This is a genomic window from Micromonospora tulbaghiae (assembly GCF_900091605.1).
Lineage (GTDB): Bacteria > Actinomycetota > Actinomycetes > Mycobacteriales > Micromonosporaceae > Micromonospora > Micromonospora tulbaghiae.
In genome coordinates, this window is sequence record NZ_FMCQ01000001.1 from 454,715 (window position 1) to 473,302 (window position 18,588).

14 protein-coding genes are annotated in these 18,588 nt (G+C 71.9%); 6 read left to right on the forward strand and 8 right to left on the reverse strand.

All coding sequences use genetic code 11. The annotated features are described in order from the left end of the window. The first annotated feature begins 31 nt into the window (after window positions 1-31). Genes GA0070562_RS02205 through GA0070562_RS02215 form a run of 3 tightly spaced genes read left to right on the forward strand, consistent with a single transcriptional unit; the run spans window position 32 to window position 4,816 of the window. Entirely contained in the window at window positions 32-1,024 is a 993-nt protein-coding gene (locus GA0070562_RS02205; protein WP_091414237.1) for an endonuclease domain-containing protein, read from the forward strand. Then, window positions 1,011-1,652 carry a hypothetical protein gene (locus tag GA0070562_RS02210; protein ID WP_091414239.1) on the forward strand — a complete coding sequence of 214 codons (642 nt, stop codon included), beginning with the start codon at window positions 1,011-1,013 and terminating at the stop codon, window positions 1,650-1,652. Before GA0070562_RS02205 ends, GA0070562_RS02210 begins: the two co-directional genes overlap by 14 nt. Beyond that, on the forward strand, window positions 1,652-4,816 hold the full coding sequence (locus tag GA0070562_RS02215) for an ATP-binding protein (RefSeq protein WP_091414241.1): 3,165 nt from the start codon (window positions 1,652-1,654) through the stop codon (window positions 4,814-4,816). The genes GA0070562_RS02210 and GA0070562_RS02215 overlap by 1 nt, the downstream gene beginning before the upstream one ends. On the opposite strand, the gene GA0070562_RS02220 is transcribed toward GA0070562_RS02215, so the two are convergent. Beyond that, window positions 4,798-5,712: an NADP-dependent oxidoreductase gene (locus GA0070562_RS02220; protein ID WP_091414244.1), complete on the reverse strand. Its 915-nt coding sequence runs from the start codon at window positions 5,710-5,712 to the stop codon at window positions 4,798-4,800. The two genes, GA0070562_RS02215 and GA0070562_RS02220, sit on opposite strands and share 19 nt — an antisense overlap. A gap of 114 nt (window positions 5,713-5,826) precedes the next feature. On the opposite strand from GA0070562_RS02220, the gene GA0070562_RS02225 reads away from it, so the two are divergent. The 3 genes from GA0070562_RS02225 (at window position 5,827) to GA0070562_RS02235 (ending at window position 8,485) form a co-directional block, all read left to right on the forward strand. Further along, window positions 5,827-6,258 carry a winged helix-turn-helix transcriptional regulator gene (locus tag GA0070562_RS02225; RefSeq protein ID WP_091414246.1) on the forward strand — a complete coding sequence of 144 codons (432 nt, stop codon included), beginning with the start codon at window positions 5,827-5,829 and terminating at the stop codon, window positions 6,256-6,258. A gap of 289 nt (window positions 6,259-6,547) precedes the next feature. Beyond that, entirely contained in the window at window positions 6,548-8,026 is a 1,479-nt protein-coding gene (locus tag GA0070562_RS02230; RefSeq protein WP_091414248.1) for an endo-1,4-beta-xylanase, read from the forward strand. Between the two features lie 162 nt (window positions 8,027-8,188). After that, window positions 8,189-8,485: a hypothetical protein gene (locus tag GA0070562_RS02235; protein WP_254663732.1), complete on the forward strand. Its 297-nt coding sequence runs from the start codon at window positions 8,189-8,191 to the stop codon at window positions 8,483-8,485. 14 nt (window positions 8,486-8,499) lie between these two features. On the opposite strand, the gene GA0070562_RS02240 is transcribed toward GA0070562_RS02235, so the two are convergent. From GA0070562_RS02240 to GA0070562_RS02265, 7 genes are all read right to left on the reverse strand, one after another. Next, window positions 8,500-9,018, reverse strand: coding sequence for a cupin domain-containing protein (locus GA0070562_RS02240; protein WP_091414253.1), 519 nt, complete (start codon window positions 9,016-9,018; stop codon window positions 8,500-8,502). Window positions 9,019-9,106: 88 nt separating this feature from the next. Next, entirely contained in the window at window positions 9,107-9,283 is a 177-nt protein-coding gene (locus GA0070562_RS30140) for a hypothetical protein (protein ID WP_175438594.1), read from the reverse strand. Window positions 9,284-9,294: 11 nt separating this feature from the next. Further along, window positions 9,295-12,174 (reverse strand): CHAT domain-containing protein, encoded by a 2,880-nt coding sequence (locus GA0070562_RS02245; protein WP_175438595.1) that lies wholly within the window; start codon window positions 12,172-12,174, stop codon window positions 9,295-9,297. 33 nt (window positions 12,175-12,207) lie between these two features. Beyond that, a complete protein-coding gene (locus tag GA0070562_RS02250) occupies window positions 12,208-14,610 on the reverse strand; it encodes a CHAT domain-containing protein (RefSeq protein WP_139135418.1) in 2,403 nt (800 codons plus the stop codon). A gap of 22 nt (window positions 14,611-14,632) precedes the next feature. Next, window positions 14,633-15,664, reverse strand: coding sequence for a hypothetical protein (locus tag GA0070562_RS02255; RefSeq protein ID WP_091414259.1), 1,032 nt, complete (start codon window positions 15,662-15,664; stop codon window positions 14,633-14,635). A gap of 138 nt (window positions 15,665-15,802) precedes the next feature. Beyond that, window positions 15,803-16,030, reverse strand: coding sequence for a hypothetical protein (locus tag GA0070562_RS02260; RefSeq protein ID WP_091414261.1), 228 nt, complete (start codon window positions 16,028-16,030; stop codon window positions 15,803-15,805). Between the two features lie 36 nt (window positions 16,031-16,066). Further along, a complete protein-coding gene (locus GA0070562_RS02265) occupies window positions 16,067-18,586 on the reverse strand; it encodes a caspase family protein (RefSeq protein WP_091414263.1) in 2,520 nt (839 codons plus the stop codon). Between the last annotated feature and the right edge of the window lie 2 nt (window positions 18,587-18,588).

The window sequence follows — 18,588 nt, forward strand, 5'->3', positions numbered from 1 at the left end:
AGGGTCGACGGTGGGGGAGGGTCGACGCTGCATGGACCCGGTCCTCGCCGGTCTGCCGACCGATCGCGTCGTCGCCCTGCCCGGCGCTGACACCGACGCGGTCGCCATGATGGTCGCGCGCGACCACGCGGAGCTGGCCGCCGTCGTGCACCGCCCGGCTTCGGCGTACGCCATGCCCGCGGACTTCGTGCACGCCGCGCTGGACCGGCTCGAACAGGTAGCCGTCGAGCTGCTGCCGGCCTGGCTGCCCGAGGCGGCGCACGACGTCCGCCCGGACACCTCCGGACTCGCCGCCGTGCGGGCCGCGGCCGCCGCGCGCTCGCGCCGTGACCGCTACCCCGGTTCGTTCCTGTCCGACCTGGCCGTCTTCGCGGTGACCGGGCGACGGCCAGGTACCACGACGCTCCCGTTGCGCGCCCGGGCCGCTGCGCTGGCGCGTCTCGTCGCCGACGCGTTCGGGCGGCGGAAGGTGGTGCTGGTCGTCGAGCCGGTCCACGGCGACGCCGCGGTGGTCGCGGCCGGGGGCGCGTGGCTCGTGCAGCACGGCGGCCCGCCGGTCTGGCTGGCCGGAGCCGGCGCGGCCGGGCTGGAAGGGCTTCCGGCCTTCCCCGTCGCGCCGCCGGCCGGGCCGGCCGGGCCCGCGCCGGTGGCGGGCCGGCCGCATCCCGGCAGCGGCGCCGAGAAGCGCCTGGAGGCGGCGCTGGCCGCGCAGAGCTGGTCGGCCGGACGGAGATGGAACCAGAACTACCAGTCGCACCGCCTTTCCGCGCCGGTACGCCTGGATCTAGTGTGGCCGGACGAGCGGTGCGTGGTGGAGATCGACGGCCCGGAGCACTGCCGCCCGGTCCGCTTCGAGGCCGACCGGCAACGTGACGTCCAGCTGCAACTGGACGGCTACGCCGTCCTGCGCTTCACCAACGCCCGAGTAATCCACGACGTCGGCACCGTGGTCACGCAGATCGGTACCTATCTGCGGGCACGTCGCCGAGACCTGGCGGAAGGACGGCACCATGGCCGGCGATGACCTGACCGCATCCGAGAGCGCGATCCTCGTCGTGCTCATGGCCGAGGCGCGGGAGGTGCTGAGCACCGAACTGCGGGACCGCTACGGCCTGGTCGTACGCAAGCCGCAGCGCGACAAGCTCACCCGCCTGCACTACGTCGCCAGCCGCAAGAGCGGGCCGACGTACGCCCTGCAACTGGACGACAAGGGCTGGGTACGGATGCAGAGCGAGCTGGACTTCGCGCTGCGGGGCGCGAGCGCGCTCGGTGCCGCGCTCACCGCTTTGCAGGTGAGCCTGCGTGATCGTGTTCTGGCCCGCAGCGGCTGCGCGACGCTCGCCGAGCTGTTCGCGCTCACCGACGTGCGCGCGCCCGCCGCTGAGCCTGCCGGGTCGCTGGAGGCGCGTGTGGTCGCCGCGTACCGGGCGCTCGCCGACGAGCCCGGCGCCTGGGTGAGCCTGCGGCGGCTGCGGCCGTTCTTCGCCGACGTGCCGCGCGACGACCTGGACGAGACCCTGCGCCGGCTCAGCCGCTCCGAGGGCGTCACCATCGCGCCGGAGTCGAACCAGAAGACGCTCACCGGGGCCGACACCGAGGCCGCGCTTCGCCTCGGCGGCCAGGACAACCACCTGCTGGCGATCGGCGTGTAATGAACGAGGCGGAACGGAACGCGCTGGCCGCCCTGCGGTTCGACTGGGCGCCGGTGCCCGACGACGTGTGGCGCCCGCTGCCCTTCCACGTCGACGGCCTGCACGTACCCGTCGTCCGGGACGTCCTCGCCGGGGTGGACGAGGCCGCGTCGAACCCGCACGGCAGCCCGCTCGGCCTGGTCGTCCAGGGCCAGCGCGGCTCCGGCAAGACCCACCTGCTGGGCGTCGTCCGCCAGCAGGTGCAGGAGCGCGGCGGCTACTTCTTCCTGGTCGGCCTGCTCGACGCCGGCGGCTTCTGGGACGGCGTGCTCGCCGCGATGCTCGACGGCCTGTCCCGGCCGGTGCCCGGCAGTCGCGAGACGCAGCTCAAACTGCTGCTGCGGCGGCTGTCCGCGATGGTAGGGGCACCACGGACGGCGCGCCGAGCCGTCATGGGCGACACCGAACTGACCAAGGCGGCGCTCGACGCCTTCCTGGAAGGGCTCGGGGACTTCGACAGGCACGCGGCCCGCACCTGCCAGGAGACGGCGCGTGCGCTCGCGCTCAGCGCCTCCGAGGACATCTCCCACCGCGACGTGGCGGAGAACTACTTCCTCTCCGGTGAGGAGATGGTCGCCGGGGAACGTGCTGCCTGGGGCATGCGCCGGGTTCCGCGCCCGGCCCAGCAGATCGTGCAGGACCTGTCCTGGCTGCTCGCCCTCACCGGCCCGTCGGTCGTGGCGATCGACCAGATCGACACGCTCATCGCCCAGCTGGCGATCCAGAGCGACCCGGCCCTGGCCGGTGCCGCCGCCATGAGTCCCGAACAGGCGCTGATGCTGGCCCGGATGGCGGACGGCCTGATGGCGTTGCGGCAGACGACCCGGCGCACACTCACCGTGCTCGCCTGCATCCCGAACTCGTGGACCGTCATCAAGTCCGCCGCGGCCGACACGGTGGCCGACCGGTTCCGCGAAGCTCCGCCGCTGCGCCGGATCGACGACGCCGACCTGGCCCGGGCGATCATCGAGAAGCGGTTCACCCTCCGCTACCGGGAGGCGGGTTTCGTGCCGCCGTACCCGTCGTGGCCGGTGGCCCCGCGTGCCTTCACCGAGGCCGGTGCCTTCACCCCGCGCCAACTGCTCATCGAGATCGACCGGCACATCCGCGAGTGCATCGCCGACGACCAGGTCCGGGAGATGACCACGCTCGGCGAGCCGCCCACGGCCGAGCCGCGCGCGCCCCGGCCTGCCCCGGTGACCGCCACCGGCGAGGAGATGGACCGTTACGACGCCCGATTCGCCGAGCTGCGGGAGGCCGCCGACGTCACCGGCCCGCTCCGGCGCGCGTCCGAGGACGAGGCGGTGCCGCCGCTGCTCGCCGCCGGGCTCACCGCCTGGATCCTGGAGCGGGGCGACGCGGGCGAGGCGTTCAGCGTCGACCCGCCGCCGAGCACCGACCCGCCGCTGCACGCCCGGCTGCGGCTCACGCTCGACGAGCGCACCGAGGACCAGGTGCACTGGTGTTTCCGGGCGATCGGCGACGACCACCACGGCAACGCCGCGCTGGCCCGGCTCCGCAAGGCGAGCGTGGCCGCCGCCCTCGACACCGGATCGGGCCGACGGAAGCTGTTCCTGCTGCGCAACCGCGCCTGGTCGGCCAGCGCTGCCACCCGCAAGGCGGTCGGCGCGTTCACCGAGGCGGGGGGTCAGACGCTCGGCCTCGACGACGAGGACGTGCGCATCCTGTCCGCGCTGCGGGTCATGCTCGCCGAGGCCACCATGGAGCTTCAGGGCTGGCTGGCCGAGCGCCGGCCGACCCGGGAGCTGAAGTTCCTCCAGCACGCGCTGGCCGACGTGGACCGGTGGACCACCGACGCCGGACCGCCGCCGGAACCCGCCGAGCCGGCACCGCCCGCCGCCGCTGCCACCGGCCCGGCCGATCCCTCCTTCGTCGTCGGGCACGGGTACGACGACGGGGAACCGGTGCCGCTGGCGCTGGAGGCGCTGCGCAAGCACACCACGATCTTCGCCGGGTCCGGCTCCGGCAAGACCGTCCTCATCCGCCGCATCGTCGAGGAGTGCGCGCTCGCGGGCGTCTCGGCCATCGTGCTCGACCCCAACAACGACCTCGCCCGCCTCGGCGAGGGATGGCCCGAGCCGCCGACGCAGTGGCGACCGGGTGACGCGGACCGGGCCAGGGACTACCTCGCGCACACCGACGTCGTCGTCTGGACGCCGCGCCGCAACTCGGGCCGTCCGCTGAGCTTCCAGCCGCTGCCCGACTTCACCGGCGTACGCGACGACCCGGACGAGTTCGCCGAGGCCGTCGAGGCGGCCGTCGCGTCGCTCGCGCCGCGCGCCATGGTGACCGGCCGGGCCACCCGGGCGCACCTCGGGCTGGCCGTGCTGCGCAAGGCCGTCGAGCACTACGGCCGGCGCGGCGGCTCGCGGTTGCAGGGCCTCGTCGACACGCTCGCCGACCTGCCGGACGGGATCATCGACCTGGACGACGCCGACAAGATCGGCCTCAGCCTGGCGCAGACCCTCACCGCCGCCATGGTGAACGACCCGCTGTTCGGCGGCGAGGGCACGCCGATGGACCCCGGCGTGCTCCTCACCCCCGCACCCGGCAAGCGGGCTCGCGTCTCCGTGGTCAGCCTGGTGGGCCTGCCGTCCGACGACGTACGGCAGAGCTTCGTCAACCAGCTTCAGATGGCGTTGTTCGCCTGGATCAAGAAGAACCCGGCCGGTGACCGCCCGCTGCTCGGGCTGCTCATCATGGACGAGGCGCAGACGTTCGCCCCGTCCGGAGCGATGACCGCGTGCACCCAGAGCACGCTGGCGCTCGCCGCCCAGGCCCGCAAGTACGGGCTGGGGCTGGTCTTCGCCACCCAGGCGCCGAAGGGGCTGCACAACCGCATTCCCGGCAACGCGGCGACCCAGCTCTACGGTCTGATGAACAGCCCGATCCAGATCGAGGCGGCCCGCGAGATGGCCCGGGCGAAGGGCGGCGACGTGCCGGACATCTCCCGCCTCACGGTGGGCGAGTTCTACCTCGCTGCCGAGGGCGCCGCACCCCGCAAGATCCGCACCCCGCTGTCGCTCACCCACCATCCGCGCAGTCCACTCACCGTCGAGGAGGTGCTGGACCGGGCGCGCGGCGGTCAGGGGCGCAGCACGTAGCGCCCGCGTACCCCGCCCTCGGCCATCGCCCGGTGCGCGTCCGCCGCCCGGTCCAGCGGCAGGACCGCGTGCACCCGGGCCGGCAGCTCACCGGCCGCGGTGCGGGCGAGCAGGTCGGCGAGGCGTACCCCGTCGGCGCGGGTCTCGATCACGCGGACGGCGACGCCGCGCTCGGCGGCCGGCTGCGCGTTGGGCCGCACGCCGACGAACACGCCGCCGTCGCGGACCAGGGCGAGCGCCCGCTCCTGCCACGCGGCGGCGTCGGCGACCGCGTCCCAGCCCGGTTCGGCGTCGGTGGCGAAGCCGGCGCCGAGTCCGCGGACGAACTTCTCGTCCCCGGCCCGCGCCAGGCCGGTCACCCGCCATCCCCGGGCCGAGGCGAGCGTGAGGACGTAGCCGCCGACCGCGCCGGCCGCCCCGGTGACCAGCAGCCGGCCACCGGCGGGCGGCTCGCCGAGCAGATCGACGACCTGCGCCGCGGCCAGCCCGTTGAGCGGCACTGTCGCCGCCGCCACCAGGTCCAGATCTTCGGGTACGACGGCGAGGTCGGCCGCGGGCACGACGAGTTGCTCGGCGTACGTGCCGTAGTCGCGGTCGAACCCGACCACCAGACCGGCGACCCGGGTGCCGGCGGTCAGGTCCACGCCCGGGCCGACGGCGTCGACGGTGCCGGCGAAGTCCCAGCCCAGGCCGGTGTGGTGCGGCTGGTCGATCAGCCCCAGCGAGTGGAAGAAGCCGCCCGCCACCCCGAGGTCGACGGGGTTGACCGCCGCTGCCGCGACCGCCACCCGGACCTCGCCGGGCCCCGGCTCGCGCTCCGGGACGTCGACGATCTCGATCGCGCCGGGTCCGCCCGGGGTGCGGACGACTGCGGTGCGGAAGGTACGCGTACCCATGATGGGGTCTCCTTTGTTCTTGAGGGGTGACCTGCTCCACGATGGAGGGGTAACTTTCTTTCGGGAAGTACGCACTTCGGAGTGCGTTGGGTACCCGGGTGGGAGGCGCGGACGATGCCGACGCAGACGGCGGCGCAGAAGCGGGCGCAGGCGCGGGCCGAGTACGACGCGTTCCTCGCCGGCTGCCCGAGCCGGCAACTCCTGGACCGGATCTCCGACAAGTGGGTGGCGCTGATCCTGGCCGCGCTCGGCCGTGACGGTCCCGATCACCACGCGGAGCCGCAGGTCATGCGGTACTCCGAACTGTCCCGCAGGCTGGCCGGGGTCAGCCAGAAGATGCTCACGCAGACGTTGCGCTCACTGGAACGCGACGGCCTGGTCACCCGCACCGTGACGCCGAGCGTGCCGGTGACGGTCACCTACGAGCTGACCGACCTCGGCCTGTCGCTGCACCGGCTGACGTACGGCATCAAGGTGTGGGCCGAGGCGCACATGGACGAGGTGCACGCCAACCGCGAGCGGTACGACGCCGCGGTCGATCGCTGACCAGTCGCGCCGGGATTTTCCGAAACTTTCGGTCCTGGGCGCAGCTCTCGTCGCGCTTCGCTCTCACGGACATCTGTGGACTCCCGCGCTGATCAGCCGGTTGAGTCCATGTTCGCGTTGACATCGACATTGACCGATCGTGCCGTCGCGGATATCTTCCCAGGGAAGTTACCGGTACATCTTCGAAAAGTTTCAGGGCAGTGACGCGGGGGTGGGCGCACCGCCGGCTCCCACCCGCGTCCAGCCGGGCATCGCCAGCGCATCATCGTCCGATATGCAGAGGAGTGTCATGAAACATCTACCGAGGCGCAGCCACCGCGTGGTGCTGGCCGCCGTCACCAGCGCGCTGGCACTGGCCGGTGCCGCGCTCGTGGTGCCCAGCCTGGCTCAGGCAGCGGCGAGCACGCTCGGTGCCGCCGCGGCACAGTCGGGCCGCTACTTCGGCACCGCCATCGCGGCGAACCGGCTGAACGACTCGACGTACAGCACCATCGCGGCGCGTGAGTTCAACATGATCACGGCCGAGAACGAGATGAAGCCGGAAGCGCTGCAGCCCAACCGGGGCCAGTTCAACTTCTCCTCGGGTGACCAGATCTACAACTGGGCCACCCAGCGCGGCCTCCAGGTCCGCGGCCACACCCTGGCGTGGCACGCGCAGCAGCCCGGCTGGATGCAGAGCCTGAACGGCAGCAACCTGCGCCAGGCGATGATCGACCACATCAACGGCGTGATGGCCCACTACCGGGGCAAGCTCGCCGCGTGGGACGTGGTGAACGAGGCGTTCAACGAGGACGGCAGCCGCCGCAGCTCCAACCTCCAGGGCACCGGCAACGACTGGATCGAGGTCGCGTTCCGCACCGCGCGGGCGGCCGACCCGTCGACCAAGCTCTGCTACAACGACTACAACATCGAGAACTGGTCGTACGGCAAGACGCAGGGCGTCTACAACATGATCCGGGACTTCAAGTCGCGCGGCGTCCCGATCGACTGCGTCGGGTTGCAGACCCACTTCACCGGCGGCAGCTCGCTGCCCGGCAACTTCCAGACCACGCTGCAGAACTTCGCCGCCCTCGGCGTCGACGTGGCGCTGACCGAGGTCGACGTCACCAACTCGTCCACCAGCCAGTACGCCGGGCTGACCCAGGCGTGCCTGAACGTGCCGCGCTGCATCGGCATCACCGTGTGGGGCGTGCGCGACAGCGACTCCTGGCGCTCCAACGAGAACCCGCTGCTGTTCGACGGCAGCGGCAACAAGAAGGCCGCGTACACCTCGGTCCTCAACGCCCTCAACGCCGCCACGCCCAACCCCACGCCGACCACGACGGCGACCGCGACCCCGACTACGACCCCGACCGCCGGGCCGACCACGCCGCCGCCGACCAACGGCGCCAGCCGGATCGTCGGCAACCAGTCCGGCCGGTGCATCGACGTGCCGAACTCCTCGCAGAGCAACGGCACCCGGGTGCAGCTCTACGACTGCCACGGCCAGACCAACCAGCGGTGGACCTACACCTCCAGCCGGCAACTGACCGTGTACGGCTCGATGTGTCTGGACGCCGCCGGCTCCGGCAACGGCTCGGCCGTCCAGATCTACAGCTGCAACGGGCAGACGAACCAGCAGTGGAACGTCAACTCCAACGGCACCATCAGCGGAGTCCAGTCCGGCCGCTGCCTCGACGTCTGGGGCACGGGCAACGGCCAGCAGGTGCAGCTCTACGACTGCAACGGCCAGGCCAACCAGCGGTTCCAGCTCGTCGCGACGAGCTGACCCACTTCCGGAAGGCGCGCGACGGGCGGGCCCGGTGTGAACGCGACACCGGGCCCGCCCGTCGCGTCTCTGCGATCGCGGTCCGAGTCCACACAGGATGACGACTAGGCTGGATCGAATTGTGTGAGACGGCCGGCGCGCGGGGGAGCGGAGACGGCAGTGATGATCGTGATCTTCGACGCCGACCGGGAGTGGTACATCCAGGGCCGCATCTACGCGGACATCGTCAGGTCGGTGCCCGCCGGAATGCTTCAGGACGACGACCTGGAGACGTATCTGTGGCCCGCCCGGGCGATGAGCCTGCTGAGGCTGCCGCGACTCGAACCGGACCGAGCCGAGCGAATCGCCGCCGCCCTCACCGAGGGCGTGGCCCGCCACCTACGGACGATCGACCCGAGCGACACCGAACTCGTCGCGTTCTACGAAGGTCTGCTGGAGGTCGCCGCCCGGCACGGCTGATCCGTGCCGGGAGGTCATGGGACGAGCAACTCGGTGCGGTACTCGGCCGCCAGCGCGGCGGCCCGGTCCCGGCGCTCGGCCTGCTCCTCGTCGGTGAGCTCCGGTGGCGCCGCGGTGGGACCGTCGACCTTGTCGCCGACGTGCAGGAAGTACTCGTCCTGCCCGGCCGGCGTGCACATGCACAGCAGCCGCGCGGGCTGGTCGAAGGAGTTGCGGAAGAAGTGCGGCGCGTTCGCCGGGATGTTGATCGTCTCCCCGGCCCGCGCGACGGCCTGCTCGCCCCGGAAGGTGAACTCGACCGCCCCGTCGAGCACCGTGAACATCTCCTCGAAGTCGTGCCGGTGCGGAGGCGGCCCACCGCCCGGCGGAACACGCATGTCGATCAGGCAGTACCGGCCGGCGGTCTGCTCGCCGGTGACCAGGATCGTGTAGGTGCCGCCCGCGATGGCGAGGTGCGTGAGGGCGGGGTCGTCGGGACGGGCGTGGACGAGGGTACGGGTCGGATCGTCGGACGGGATCGCACCGCTGGCCATCGGCTCTCTCCTCGATCGTCGGTCTGCGGATCGACACCCCTCATAGCCATCCGCCAAGCCGCTAAACCTGGCGCCGCCCTCGGACCTGTCACCGTTCCCCGCCACCGCCGTATCGATGCTCGCACTGCCTCCGCATCGCCTTGATCCTCCGCAGTCGGCCGACCAGCTCCGCGGTGATCTCGTCCGGATCGTCACTGCCCTCGATCCGGACGTCTACCGCGCGTCGTAGTTCAGTGAGCAACAGTTCCTTCAGCCTCTCGGACATCCCGGCTCCCGTCAGCGACCGTGGTACACCAGAGCGGCCCACAGGGCCGGCTGGGTCAGGTCGGTCGTCGTGACGGTGTGCAGGTGCGCACCGGTCAGGAACGGTGGCAGTACCCGATCGGTGTCCAGCATCCAGCGTTGCGTGGCGTTGACCGCCGCCGCGGGGGCCAGCCGCCGGTCGACCAGATGCAGGTGGACCATGAACAGGGCGAGCGCCGCGAACGGCGCGGGCACCTCCCACCGCCAGCCGACGACCCCGGTGAAGCCGGCGTTCAGCAGTCTCGGTGCGGTGCCCTCCGTGAGGACGGCAAGTCCGCGTCCGCCGTGGAGGCCCGCCATGTCCAGCGTCCGTCCCTCCGCCAGTTCGAGCGTGTCGTCTCGAACTCCGCAGGCCAGGTGCAGGACGGATACCCCGGGTAGCCGCTTGAGCAGGTCGTCCGGTGTCCCGGCCGCGTCGACCGGCTCCAGCGATCTCCCCACGCAGGCCGATCGCGGATAGAACAACCGTCGTAGGACCAGGACGTCGGCCATCGACGGGTCGCGGTCGCCGCGTGGGTTGACGACGAAGAGCGGCTCGGCCTCCACCGGCGTCACCGGTCGTGCGGCCAGCCGTACCACCTGGGCTCCGGACGTCACAGACGACAGTGCGACGTCCTGCGCCAACCGGCGACCCGCACCGGTGCGTGCCGCGGCCAGCGCCAGCCGGTCGAGACCGCCGGTCGCGGCGATCAGCAGGTTGCCGCTGGTCCACCTTCCCAGGACCGCCGGCAGCCCAGGGTCGTCGGAGGTCAGCGGATCGGCGACGGGGACGTTGGCGAGCAGGTCGAGCCGGTCGGTCCCGGCGTGGAGGCAGAGCACTCCGGCGGTCCGTCCCGCGTCGTCGGTCGGGTGCAGATAGAGCAGGGCGGCGGCGGCGAGTTCTCGGAGTGCGGCGGCTACCCTCGCCGGGGTCGGTGGGTCTGCGGCGTCCGCCGCGCGTGGTCCTGTTCCGATGACGACTGACAACACGTCGCGGATGAGCTGGTCGCCCGGTCCTTCGGGCGAGGACCCGGCGACCTCCAGTGCCACGAACGCGTCTTCGGCCTGTCCGTCGGCGAGCATCCAGCCGGCGAAGCGGGCCGCTCGGCGCCGGTCCGGGTCCGGCCCGCTGAGCGCGTTCACTCCGGCGTCGCGGCTGAGCGCGATGTCTCCGGCCGCGCCCCGAAGCCGATACGCCTCGGCGAGCCGCCACCAGGTGCGCGTACGCAGACCGCTGTCGTGGAGAGCGCGGGCGGCACGGGACAGCAGGGGGATCGCGGCCCCGGGATCGTGCAGCTTCAGCCGTACCGCGCCGAGGACCGTGGCCACCCGTGGCGGCTGTCGTCCCGAGAGTGCGTCGAGCGACGCGTTGAGGGCGTCGCGGTCGTCGCGGATCAGCGCGTCGAGCAGTCCGGCCAGTTCGCCGAGGGCGGGATCGGTGGCGATGGGCTCGCCGGCCCGTACCGCCGCGGCGAGCCGCGCATGCGCGACCGCGACGGACAGCGCCGGCGGCCAGGGGTCAGCCGGCACGGCGGTGGTGAAGGCATCGAGGTCGAGGGGGACGTCGTCACGGAGCGCAGCCACCGCGCGGCACAACTCGGCAAGCGCGGTCACCGTGGGCGGCGGGGAGGGGATCTTCTCCGCGTACGAGAAGAAACTGTCGGCGATGTCCGTGATCGGCCCGGACAGCGGCCGGGTGTCGTCGAGAACCGCGCCGACCGCTTCGACGAGCACGATCGCGGCCGGATGCCCAGGCGGGACACGGTCCGAAGCGGCGGCGAGATGTTCGGCTGCGGTGGACAACGCAGCATCGGTCGTCTCGTCGCCGTCGTCTCCCCAGCCGATGCCGTCGCGTCGGTGGCGTAGGCACAGCCCAACCGCGAGCAGCAGCCGGTCCAGGCCGTGCTCCACCGGCGGGCCGTCCTCCTCGGCGGTGACCGCGTTGGCCGCCGCCCCCACGAAGGCGTCCAGGTCGGCGGCCGAAACCGTGAGGTCGGTGGTGAGTAGTGCGCGGGCCTGCTCCCAGACCGCGAGCACGGGATCCGGGGCCAGCGCCGCGAGTTGTTCCCGGGCGGCACTGCGGGCCGACGCTGAGGTGGACGGGCGGGTCGGCGCGGCGGGGGTGGCGCGGCGCGGCGGGATCGTCGGCTGCTCGGTTGCGGGGCCGGGCATGTCGAGGACCGGATAGTCCATCGGGTCTGCGTTCAGCACCGACAGGTACGGACCCATGCCGCGTTGCAAGCGGCTCAGCTCCGAGGCCAAGCCACTGAGCCTGCCGAGGTCGAAGCGGGCCAGATCACCGCTGAGCAGTGGCTGGATCATCTCGGTGATGTCGAGCAGGGTTCGGGCGGCGGTAACGATGTCGGGGTTGAGCGGCTCCCCGGCCAGGACCCCGCGAAACAGCCGGGCGGCCTCGCTGATGTCCGCGCTCCCACCTGCCGGAGGACCGCCGAGGAATCCACTGCGAGCGCCCGGACCCAGCGTCTCGACCGCCCGGCTGAGGAACAGCTGACCCAGGATCAGGCGTGCCATCGTGGCGTGCACCGGCGGCAGGGTGGCGAACTTCGTCGCCTCGGCGAGCACGGACATGGCGACCTGCCGATCCTGCGGAGCACCCCCGTGCGCGGTGTAGCGGGTGGCCAGGAGCCAGCCGTAGAGGGCGGCGATCTGACCGCGCGCCGGATCGTCGCCCGCACCTGTCAAGCTGTAGGCCTCGCGCCACGCCTCGAGCGCCGAGGACAGCTTGCCGAGTGCGGCGGGTTGACCCGGTCCGGCCCGCCAGTACTCCTGGCTCAGCTTGTGGCCGAGCCGCACAAGGGTCGGCAGCCGCGCCGGCCCCCGCAACCGGGACAGATCATCCTGAAGTTTCGTCACGTCGTCGTCCATGGCGTCGCCGCCCTCCGTTCGTTACCGTCCCCAGTGGATGAATCCGGCCCAAGCGACCACACGTGCGGGGTCGGCGTCCTCAAGCATTCGGCGCAGCGGGAGAGGCATCTTCCGCGGCGGCTGCCGATCGTCGTCGAGCATCCACAGCTGCGCGCGGTGCAGTGCGTCCCACGGCTCTCGGCGCTCGGTCGTCAGAAAGTGGTGAAACATGTACATGAGCAGGGACGTCTCCTGGTCGGGGACGCTCCACTGCGTCGACAGCACCGAGCGCGCGCCCGCCGCCATGAACATCGTGCCGAGGCTGTACGCCTCGTCGTATCCGTGGATCGACCGGCCCGAGTGGCAGGCCGCGAGCACCACGAGCGCGATCGGATGGCGCCCGGTCTCGGTCATGACGCCCATCAACTCGTCGGCGGCAAGGTCGCCGTCCGCCAACAGCAGGCGTGACGAGGCGGATGCCCGAGCTGTCTCGATCACGCCGTGCGACGCGAGGTGCAGGATGGTGCCGGCCCGGGAACCGTCGGCGCGCAGCCAGGTGCGCACGTCGTCGGCGGTGCCCGCGCCGGAGCGACTGACACTTCCGTCCGGGCGTCGGCCGACATAGGTGGCGGCCGGATAGAAGACCTGGTGGATCGCGTACGCCTCGAGCCGCGCGGAGCGCAGGTCCGACGCGCGGCCGGCGGTGTCCGGGTCGGCCACGATCATGCCACCGGAGCTCGCCGGGACCGGCTCGGCCGCCGCGGTGTCGCACAGCATCCGCGCCGACACAGCCTGCGTCAGCGCGACATGCTGCACGGCGTAGCTGCCGTCCGGGGCGCGTGCCGCCTGCCACGGCACGCGGGCGAGGCCCCCCATGGGGATGAGAACGAGGCGCGGGAGGCGCTCCCGGCCGAGATACGGCTTGAGCAACGGCCCCATCGCGGCCTTCCACGCCCATCCGCACAACTCGTCGACGCTTTCGGCGAGTGCGGGCCCGTCGATCGGATCCACCTCGCGGACGAGGCGGCCGGCTCGACTCGCCACGGCACTGAGATGGCGCTCGACATCGGTGCCCTCGGCGATCGACAGGTGTGGCAGGGCGATGAAGCGGGCAGGGCCCTCGACCGGGGCGATCACCGCCCAGCCCGGTGCCGGTGATTCCGCCGGAACCAGATATACGAGAGCGTCCACCTCGAGCCGGCGCAGCGCCGCCTGGATCTCGTCGAGGTCAGGCGCGTCGAGGAGGCCGGTGTCGCGTGTCAGTACCGCGATAACCTCCCCGCGCAGCCGCGGCGGCGGTTCGCCCACCGCCCGCCATCGGTCGGCCAGATCACGATGCCCCGCCTCGACCAGCCGGGTGTACGGGTCGCGTAGCTCGGTCGCCGCGAACAACATCAGCCCGCGGCCTGCGTCCAGCGCCCGCAGAGCGTCCGCCGGATGGTGGTCGATCAGGAACCGGCCGGCGGCCGCCACCGCCTCGTCGGCCGCCTCGGCGGCGACGGCGCGAGCGGACGTCGGGTCAGGTTGCAGGAGAACCCTCCAGGCGTAGCCGCGCAGCCCTTCGAACGTGTGGAGCCGGGCCGGCTGGGCTTCACCGCGACGGCGCCGAAGGCCGGCGAGCATCCCACTGACGAACGACCAGTTCGGGTGTTCCGGACCACCGGCCAACTCGCGGGCGCGCTCCAGCACCGTGATCGCCTCGTCGACGTCGGTGAGTGAACCGGTCACTTCCGAGCGATGGGCCAGCCCCAGTGCGAGCGAGGCGAGGTGGAACACGTGGTGCGGGTGTGTGACGGGGCTCAGCGTCACGGCCTCACGCAGGTCGTCGACACCGGTGGTGATGGTGCCGAGGTCGGTCTCGGCACCCTGCCGCATCGCCATGCCGCCCCGGGCGACCAGCTGGGTGGCGCGGTCCGTCGCGAACCCGCCCGCCCGTACCTCGGGGATCGTCGGTACCTCACCGTTCATGGTCGCGCCCAGCGCCCGCACCATCGGCCCGGACTCGGCCATCGCGTCCCGAAGGAGATTCCCCGGCGGAAGATCGGCGGATCGTGCCGCCACGTCGGCGAACAGGGCCAGTGCTGTGTCGTGGTCGCCGGACTGACTGGCCTGGTAGGCGGCGACGAGGCTCGGCAGCATCGCCCGCATCGCGTCGGCCTCGGGGTTCCCCGCGAGCAACTCGACGAGATTCGACAGCGACGTGCCGATCCCGCCTCCGTCGCTCTGGGGATAGCCGGCGGCCATCTCGAGCGCCGACCGTGCGGCCTCGGCCATTCGCCGGACCGGCAGGTCGTCGGCGAACTCCGTGGCCAGGCGGTCCATCTCGGCGATCGTCGTCCGAGTGTCGAGCAGGCTTCCGTCGATGGTCGTCCGGAGCACCTCCTGGATCCGGGCGGCGGCCCGCGCTCGCCTGTCGTGCTCGGGCTCTCCCGAACGGCTGGTCATCATGCTCCTTCCGGCCTGCCTTCTACAGATCTGACGGACGATCCGCGCGGTTGAGCAGCTCGATCACCGTCTCGACCACGTGATCGAGCCGGTCCGGATCGCCGACCAGGGCGTCGACCTGCTCCGCGCCGATCGGGTCGTCGCCGGGGATCCGGTCCAGACCGTGGGCCGCCGGGAGCGCGCCGAACACCGTGCCCAGGACCTCCGTGACGAGGACACGCACGTCCTCGCCGGCGTCCCGCCGGCGCTTCATCAGTGCGATCGCCTGGGCGGCGAGCTCGAGCATCAGGGTGTCGTCCTTCTCGTGCCGCTCGACCAGGGCGAGCGGCTCGGGCTCGGCGTATTCGCCGGACGATTCACGCCGCGGGAAGTGCACCGGTGCTCGCTTGCGGCCGAGCGGCCGATCCACGTTGCGCTCGTACCAGGTCCGGCGCTGCCGCATGGCGGCCAGCACGGCCTCGATCTCGGTGGCGACCTGCGACTCTCCGACGCTGTGGTCGCCGGTGCGTACGGCGCGCCGGGCAGCCCAGGCGGAGAGGGGCCACAACGAGGAGCCCGCGGTGGCCTCGGTGCCGACCCAGTCGAGAATCGCCATGGCCAGGTCCAGTAACCAGGGATCCCGGCCCACCGCCTCGGCCAGCCAGTTCGGCACGCGCGGTCGCTGCGGAGCGCCCCGTTCACCACGTCGACGGCGGTAGCCGTCCACTGTCGCCCGGCGCATCCGCATGGTCAGCCAGCCCTCGAGGTTGTCGATCGGCACGTCGGCATGGGCGAACAGGTCGTCGAGAACCGCCTCGACGTCGTCATGGAAACGGTCGAGGCAGTCGGGCGAGAGCCGCTGCACACCCATGGCGCAGATGTGGTGCCCACGCCCGCGCTCGACCCGCCTGGTCACGCGCAGGAAGATCAGCGGCCAGGCGAGCTCGGTGGCGGCGGCGCGGAGCCGCCGGCGCTCTGCTTCGGTCGATGCCGCGAAATGCCGTGCGAGCGCGCCCTGCCGGGCCAGCTCACGGACGACATCCGTCGTGGTGGGTTGCTGTTCGGGACTGACCACGGCGAACTCCTCCGTACCTCGACGTTTGCATCGATCGTCTTGACGGGGTCGCGGTCGGGCGAGGCGTGGCGACGGAGATACCGGGAAATGCGTACGTGGCCCGTCGCGTACGTACGGGCCACGTACCTTCCCGATCGGTCAGGACATCTCGCTCGGCGGACGCGGAGTCGGGTCGAGGGCGAGTACCACGCTGGAGGCGGTCGCGCCGTTGAGGAACACGGTCACCGCACGGCCGGCGCCGTCGTAGAGCCCCAACTCGACGGTGGTGCGGTTGGTCATCGCCTCCCGGACCAGCCGGATCACACCGGATGCGTCAGCGTCGGCGATGAACCACTCGGCCGGGCCGATGATGAGCTTCTTGGTCATGCTCGTACTCCTTGTCGTGATGGTGATCGGAATGGATCAGGCCACCTCGTCCACGCAGAACGTGAACGAGAAGTCTTGCGGGTGCCGCACGTGGCGGCCGATCCCGAACTGCTCCTGGGCCAGCAGGGACGTGCGGTAGAGCCCGACGCTCGGCCCCACCACACCGGTGAGCAGTTCGTACGCCGTGTTGACCAGGACCGCACCGGCGCCCATGAGGGCGACCGCGACGGCCGCGTGTGGCGCGCTCATGGCCAGCCCGGCGACCTCGGCGACGGCCCCGTGCACCACCGGGTCGGTGAGCCTCTCCTCGAGCAGCGAGCTGAGCGCCAGACTGCCGGTGGTGTCCCGGGAGACCCAGACCGCGATGTCCAGGAAGTCCTCGGCCGGCCCGTGATAGATGAGCACGTTGTCCATCGGCAGCCGGTCGCCGTCGCGTACGTTGCTGAACCGCATGGTCTCCGCGCGGTAGACCGGCTGCCCGCCTGAGCCTCCGGTGAGCACCACCGCGTCCACCCGGATGTCCGCGCTGCCCAACGCCCGGTTGCGATGTACCACGAGTTCGGCGATGCGGACGGCGAGCTTTCCCGCCGACGCGCCGCGTGGCGACAACAGCCGGATCGGCCGTGCGGGCCGCTCGTCGACCAGGAACACGGCTCGCTCTGCCGTGGGTGGTGGTGTCGGGCTGAGCATGAAATCGATCGGCTGAACGGCGTAGCGGACCTGGTCGGCGGGCGCGGGACCGACTTCGCGAGTGGCGCCGGTGGCGATCTGCGCGAGCAGGCGGGCCAGCCCGGATCGCGTCGTCGCCGACCGGCCACCAGCCCTCACGCCCGGCCGCTGCAGGCTGGACACGTCGACCGGGCCGTCGCTGACCAGGACCAGCACGGTCTCGGGCCGAGGCGCCGACATGTCGATACCATCCGGCCAGCTGACGGCGACGCCGGTCAGCTCGTTACGGTCCTCGTTCCAGCCGTACGTGTAGGAGGCACCGGGCTCGAGTCGGACGCCGCTCGGATCGGAGTGGGTGAGCAGCGTGATCCGGTACGACACGCCGATGTCGACGAGTGAGACGAAGACATCGCGGTCGCCCTCGTTCGTCACCCGGAAGAAGATTCGTTCGTCGGCCTGCGCGAACAGGAGTTCCCCGGAGGACGCGAGTGGCGTCTCCCGGCCGTCGCGCACGCGGCCCCACTCGGTTCGGACCGACTGCCGTAGCGGTCGGCTCGGATCGCCGCTCAACCGCCGCAAGGCAGTGGCCTGGGCGATCCGTTGGAGGTTGGCGACGACGGCACCGACGCCGGCCGCGTTCGGCCGGTACGGCAGGTGCAGCGGGCCCGCCTCGTCCCGCACCGCGAGGCCGCCCTGCTCGTCGACGGTGACCTCGACGGTGGTCTCCACGTCCTGCTCGGCCGGTCGTAGCATCGGACGCCGGACGATGCTCTCGACCAGTTCCGCCGTCACCGGATGCTCCGACGGCAGCCGCACCGCCAGCGCGGGCGGCGCAGCGCTGGTGCGGTACGCGCGGGCGTCGGACGGCACGGCCTGCCCCGGCGGCGTGAGTCGCAACTGCGCGGCGGCGGCCGCGGGCAGAAGGTGGGTGACCACCGCCGTGCCCATCGCCGACCCGTCCTGCGAGCTGGTCGCGTCTCCACGCATGATCGCGAACTCGTCGCCCGTCCGGACGCCGAGCAGCGGCGCGCCGAGCAGCCGGATCCGGTCCGGACCGTCGACCGCAACGGGTAGCCCGTCCAGCGCGTCCGCTTCGTCCGTCTCGAACAGCTGGCGCCCAGACGGCCCTTCGACCTCGGGTCGCTGCGAGGCCACGAACGTCTGCACCTCACGACGGATCGCGTCCACCAACGCGGCCCAGCTGATCCGCAGCCCGTCCGTCTCCCGCAGCGCGCGAGACAGCGCGTCGGTGAGCAGGCCCATCTCGACGCCGTCCCGGTTGACGGTCTCCCAGGACGAGCCGGACGGCGAGCACGCCACCACTCGGACCGCGTGCGGGTTGCCGATCAACGGCCGCCGGTCGATCGGAAGGCCGTCGGCGACCAGCTTTCGTACCTGCTGTTCGACGCTCTCGTACGTCGGTCGCCACCGCGCCGGCGCGTTCCGCAGCAGTGCCTTCACCCGCCGGTCGGGCTGGCGGGACATGTGCGCGGCGTGACAGCAGTCGAAGATCACGGTGACGTTTGGGGTGCGTTCGGTGAGCGTGGCGAGCAGCACCGAGAGTTCGACGTCGGTGATACCGCGGAAGTCGTCCTCGTCCGAGTCCGCGTAATCGTCCGGCACGATGAACTGCAGGTCGCGGCCGTCGGGCGACCGCAGGCGACCACCGTGGCCGCTGTAGTAGACGACGAGTGCGTCGTCCGCATCGGCGTCAGCGGCCAGCTTCTCGTAGGCGTCGAGGATCCCAGCCCGGGTGGCGTACGGAGTGACCAGCCGCTGGACGTCGAAACCGCGCGGCGTCAACGCCTGCTCCATCGCGCCGACGTCGTTGAGTACCCCGGAGAGGCCGTGGGTCTGCGCACCGATCAGCAGGGCTTTTCGCGTCATGC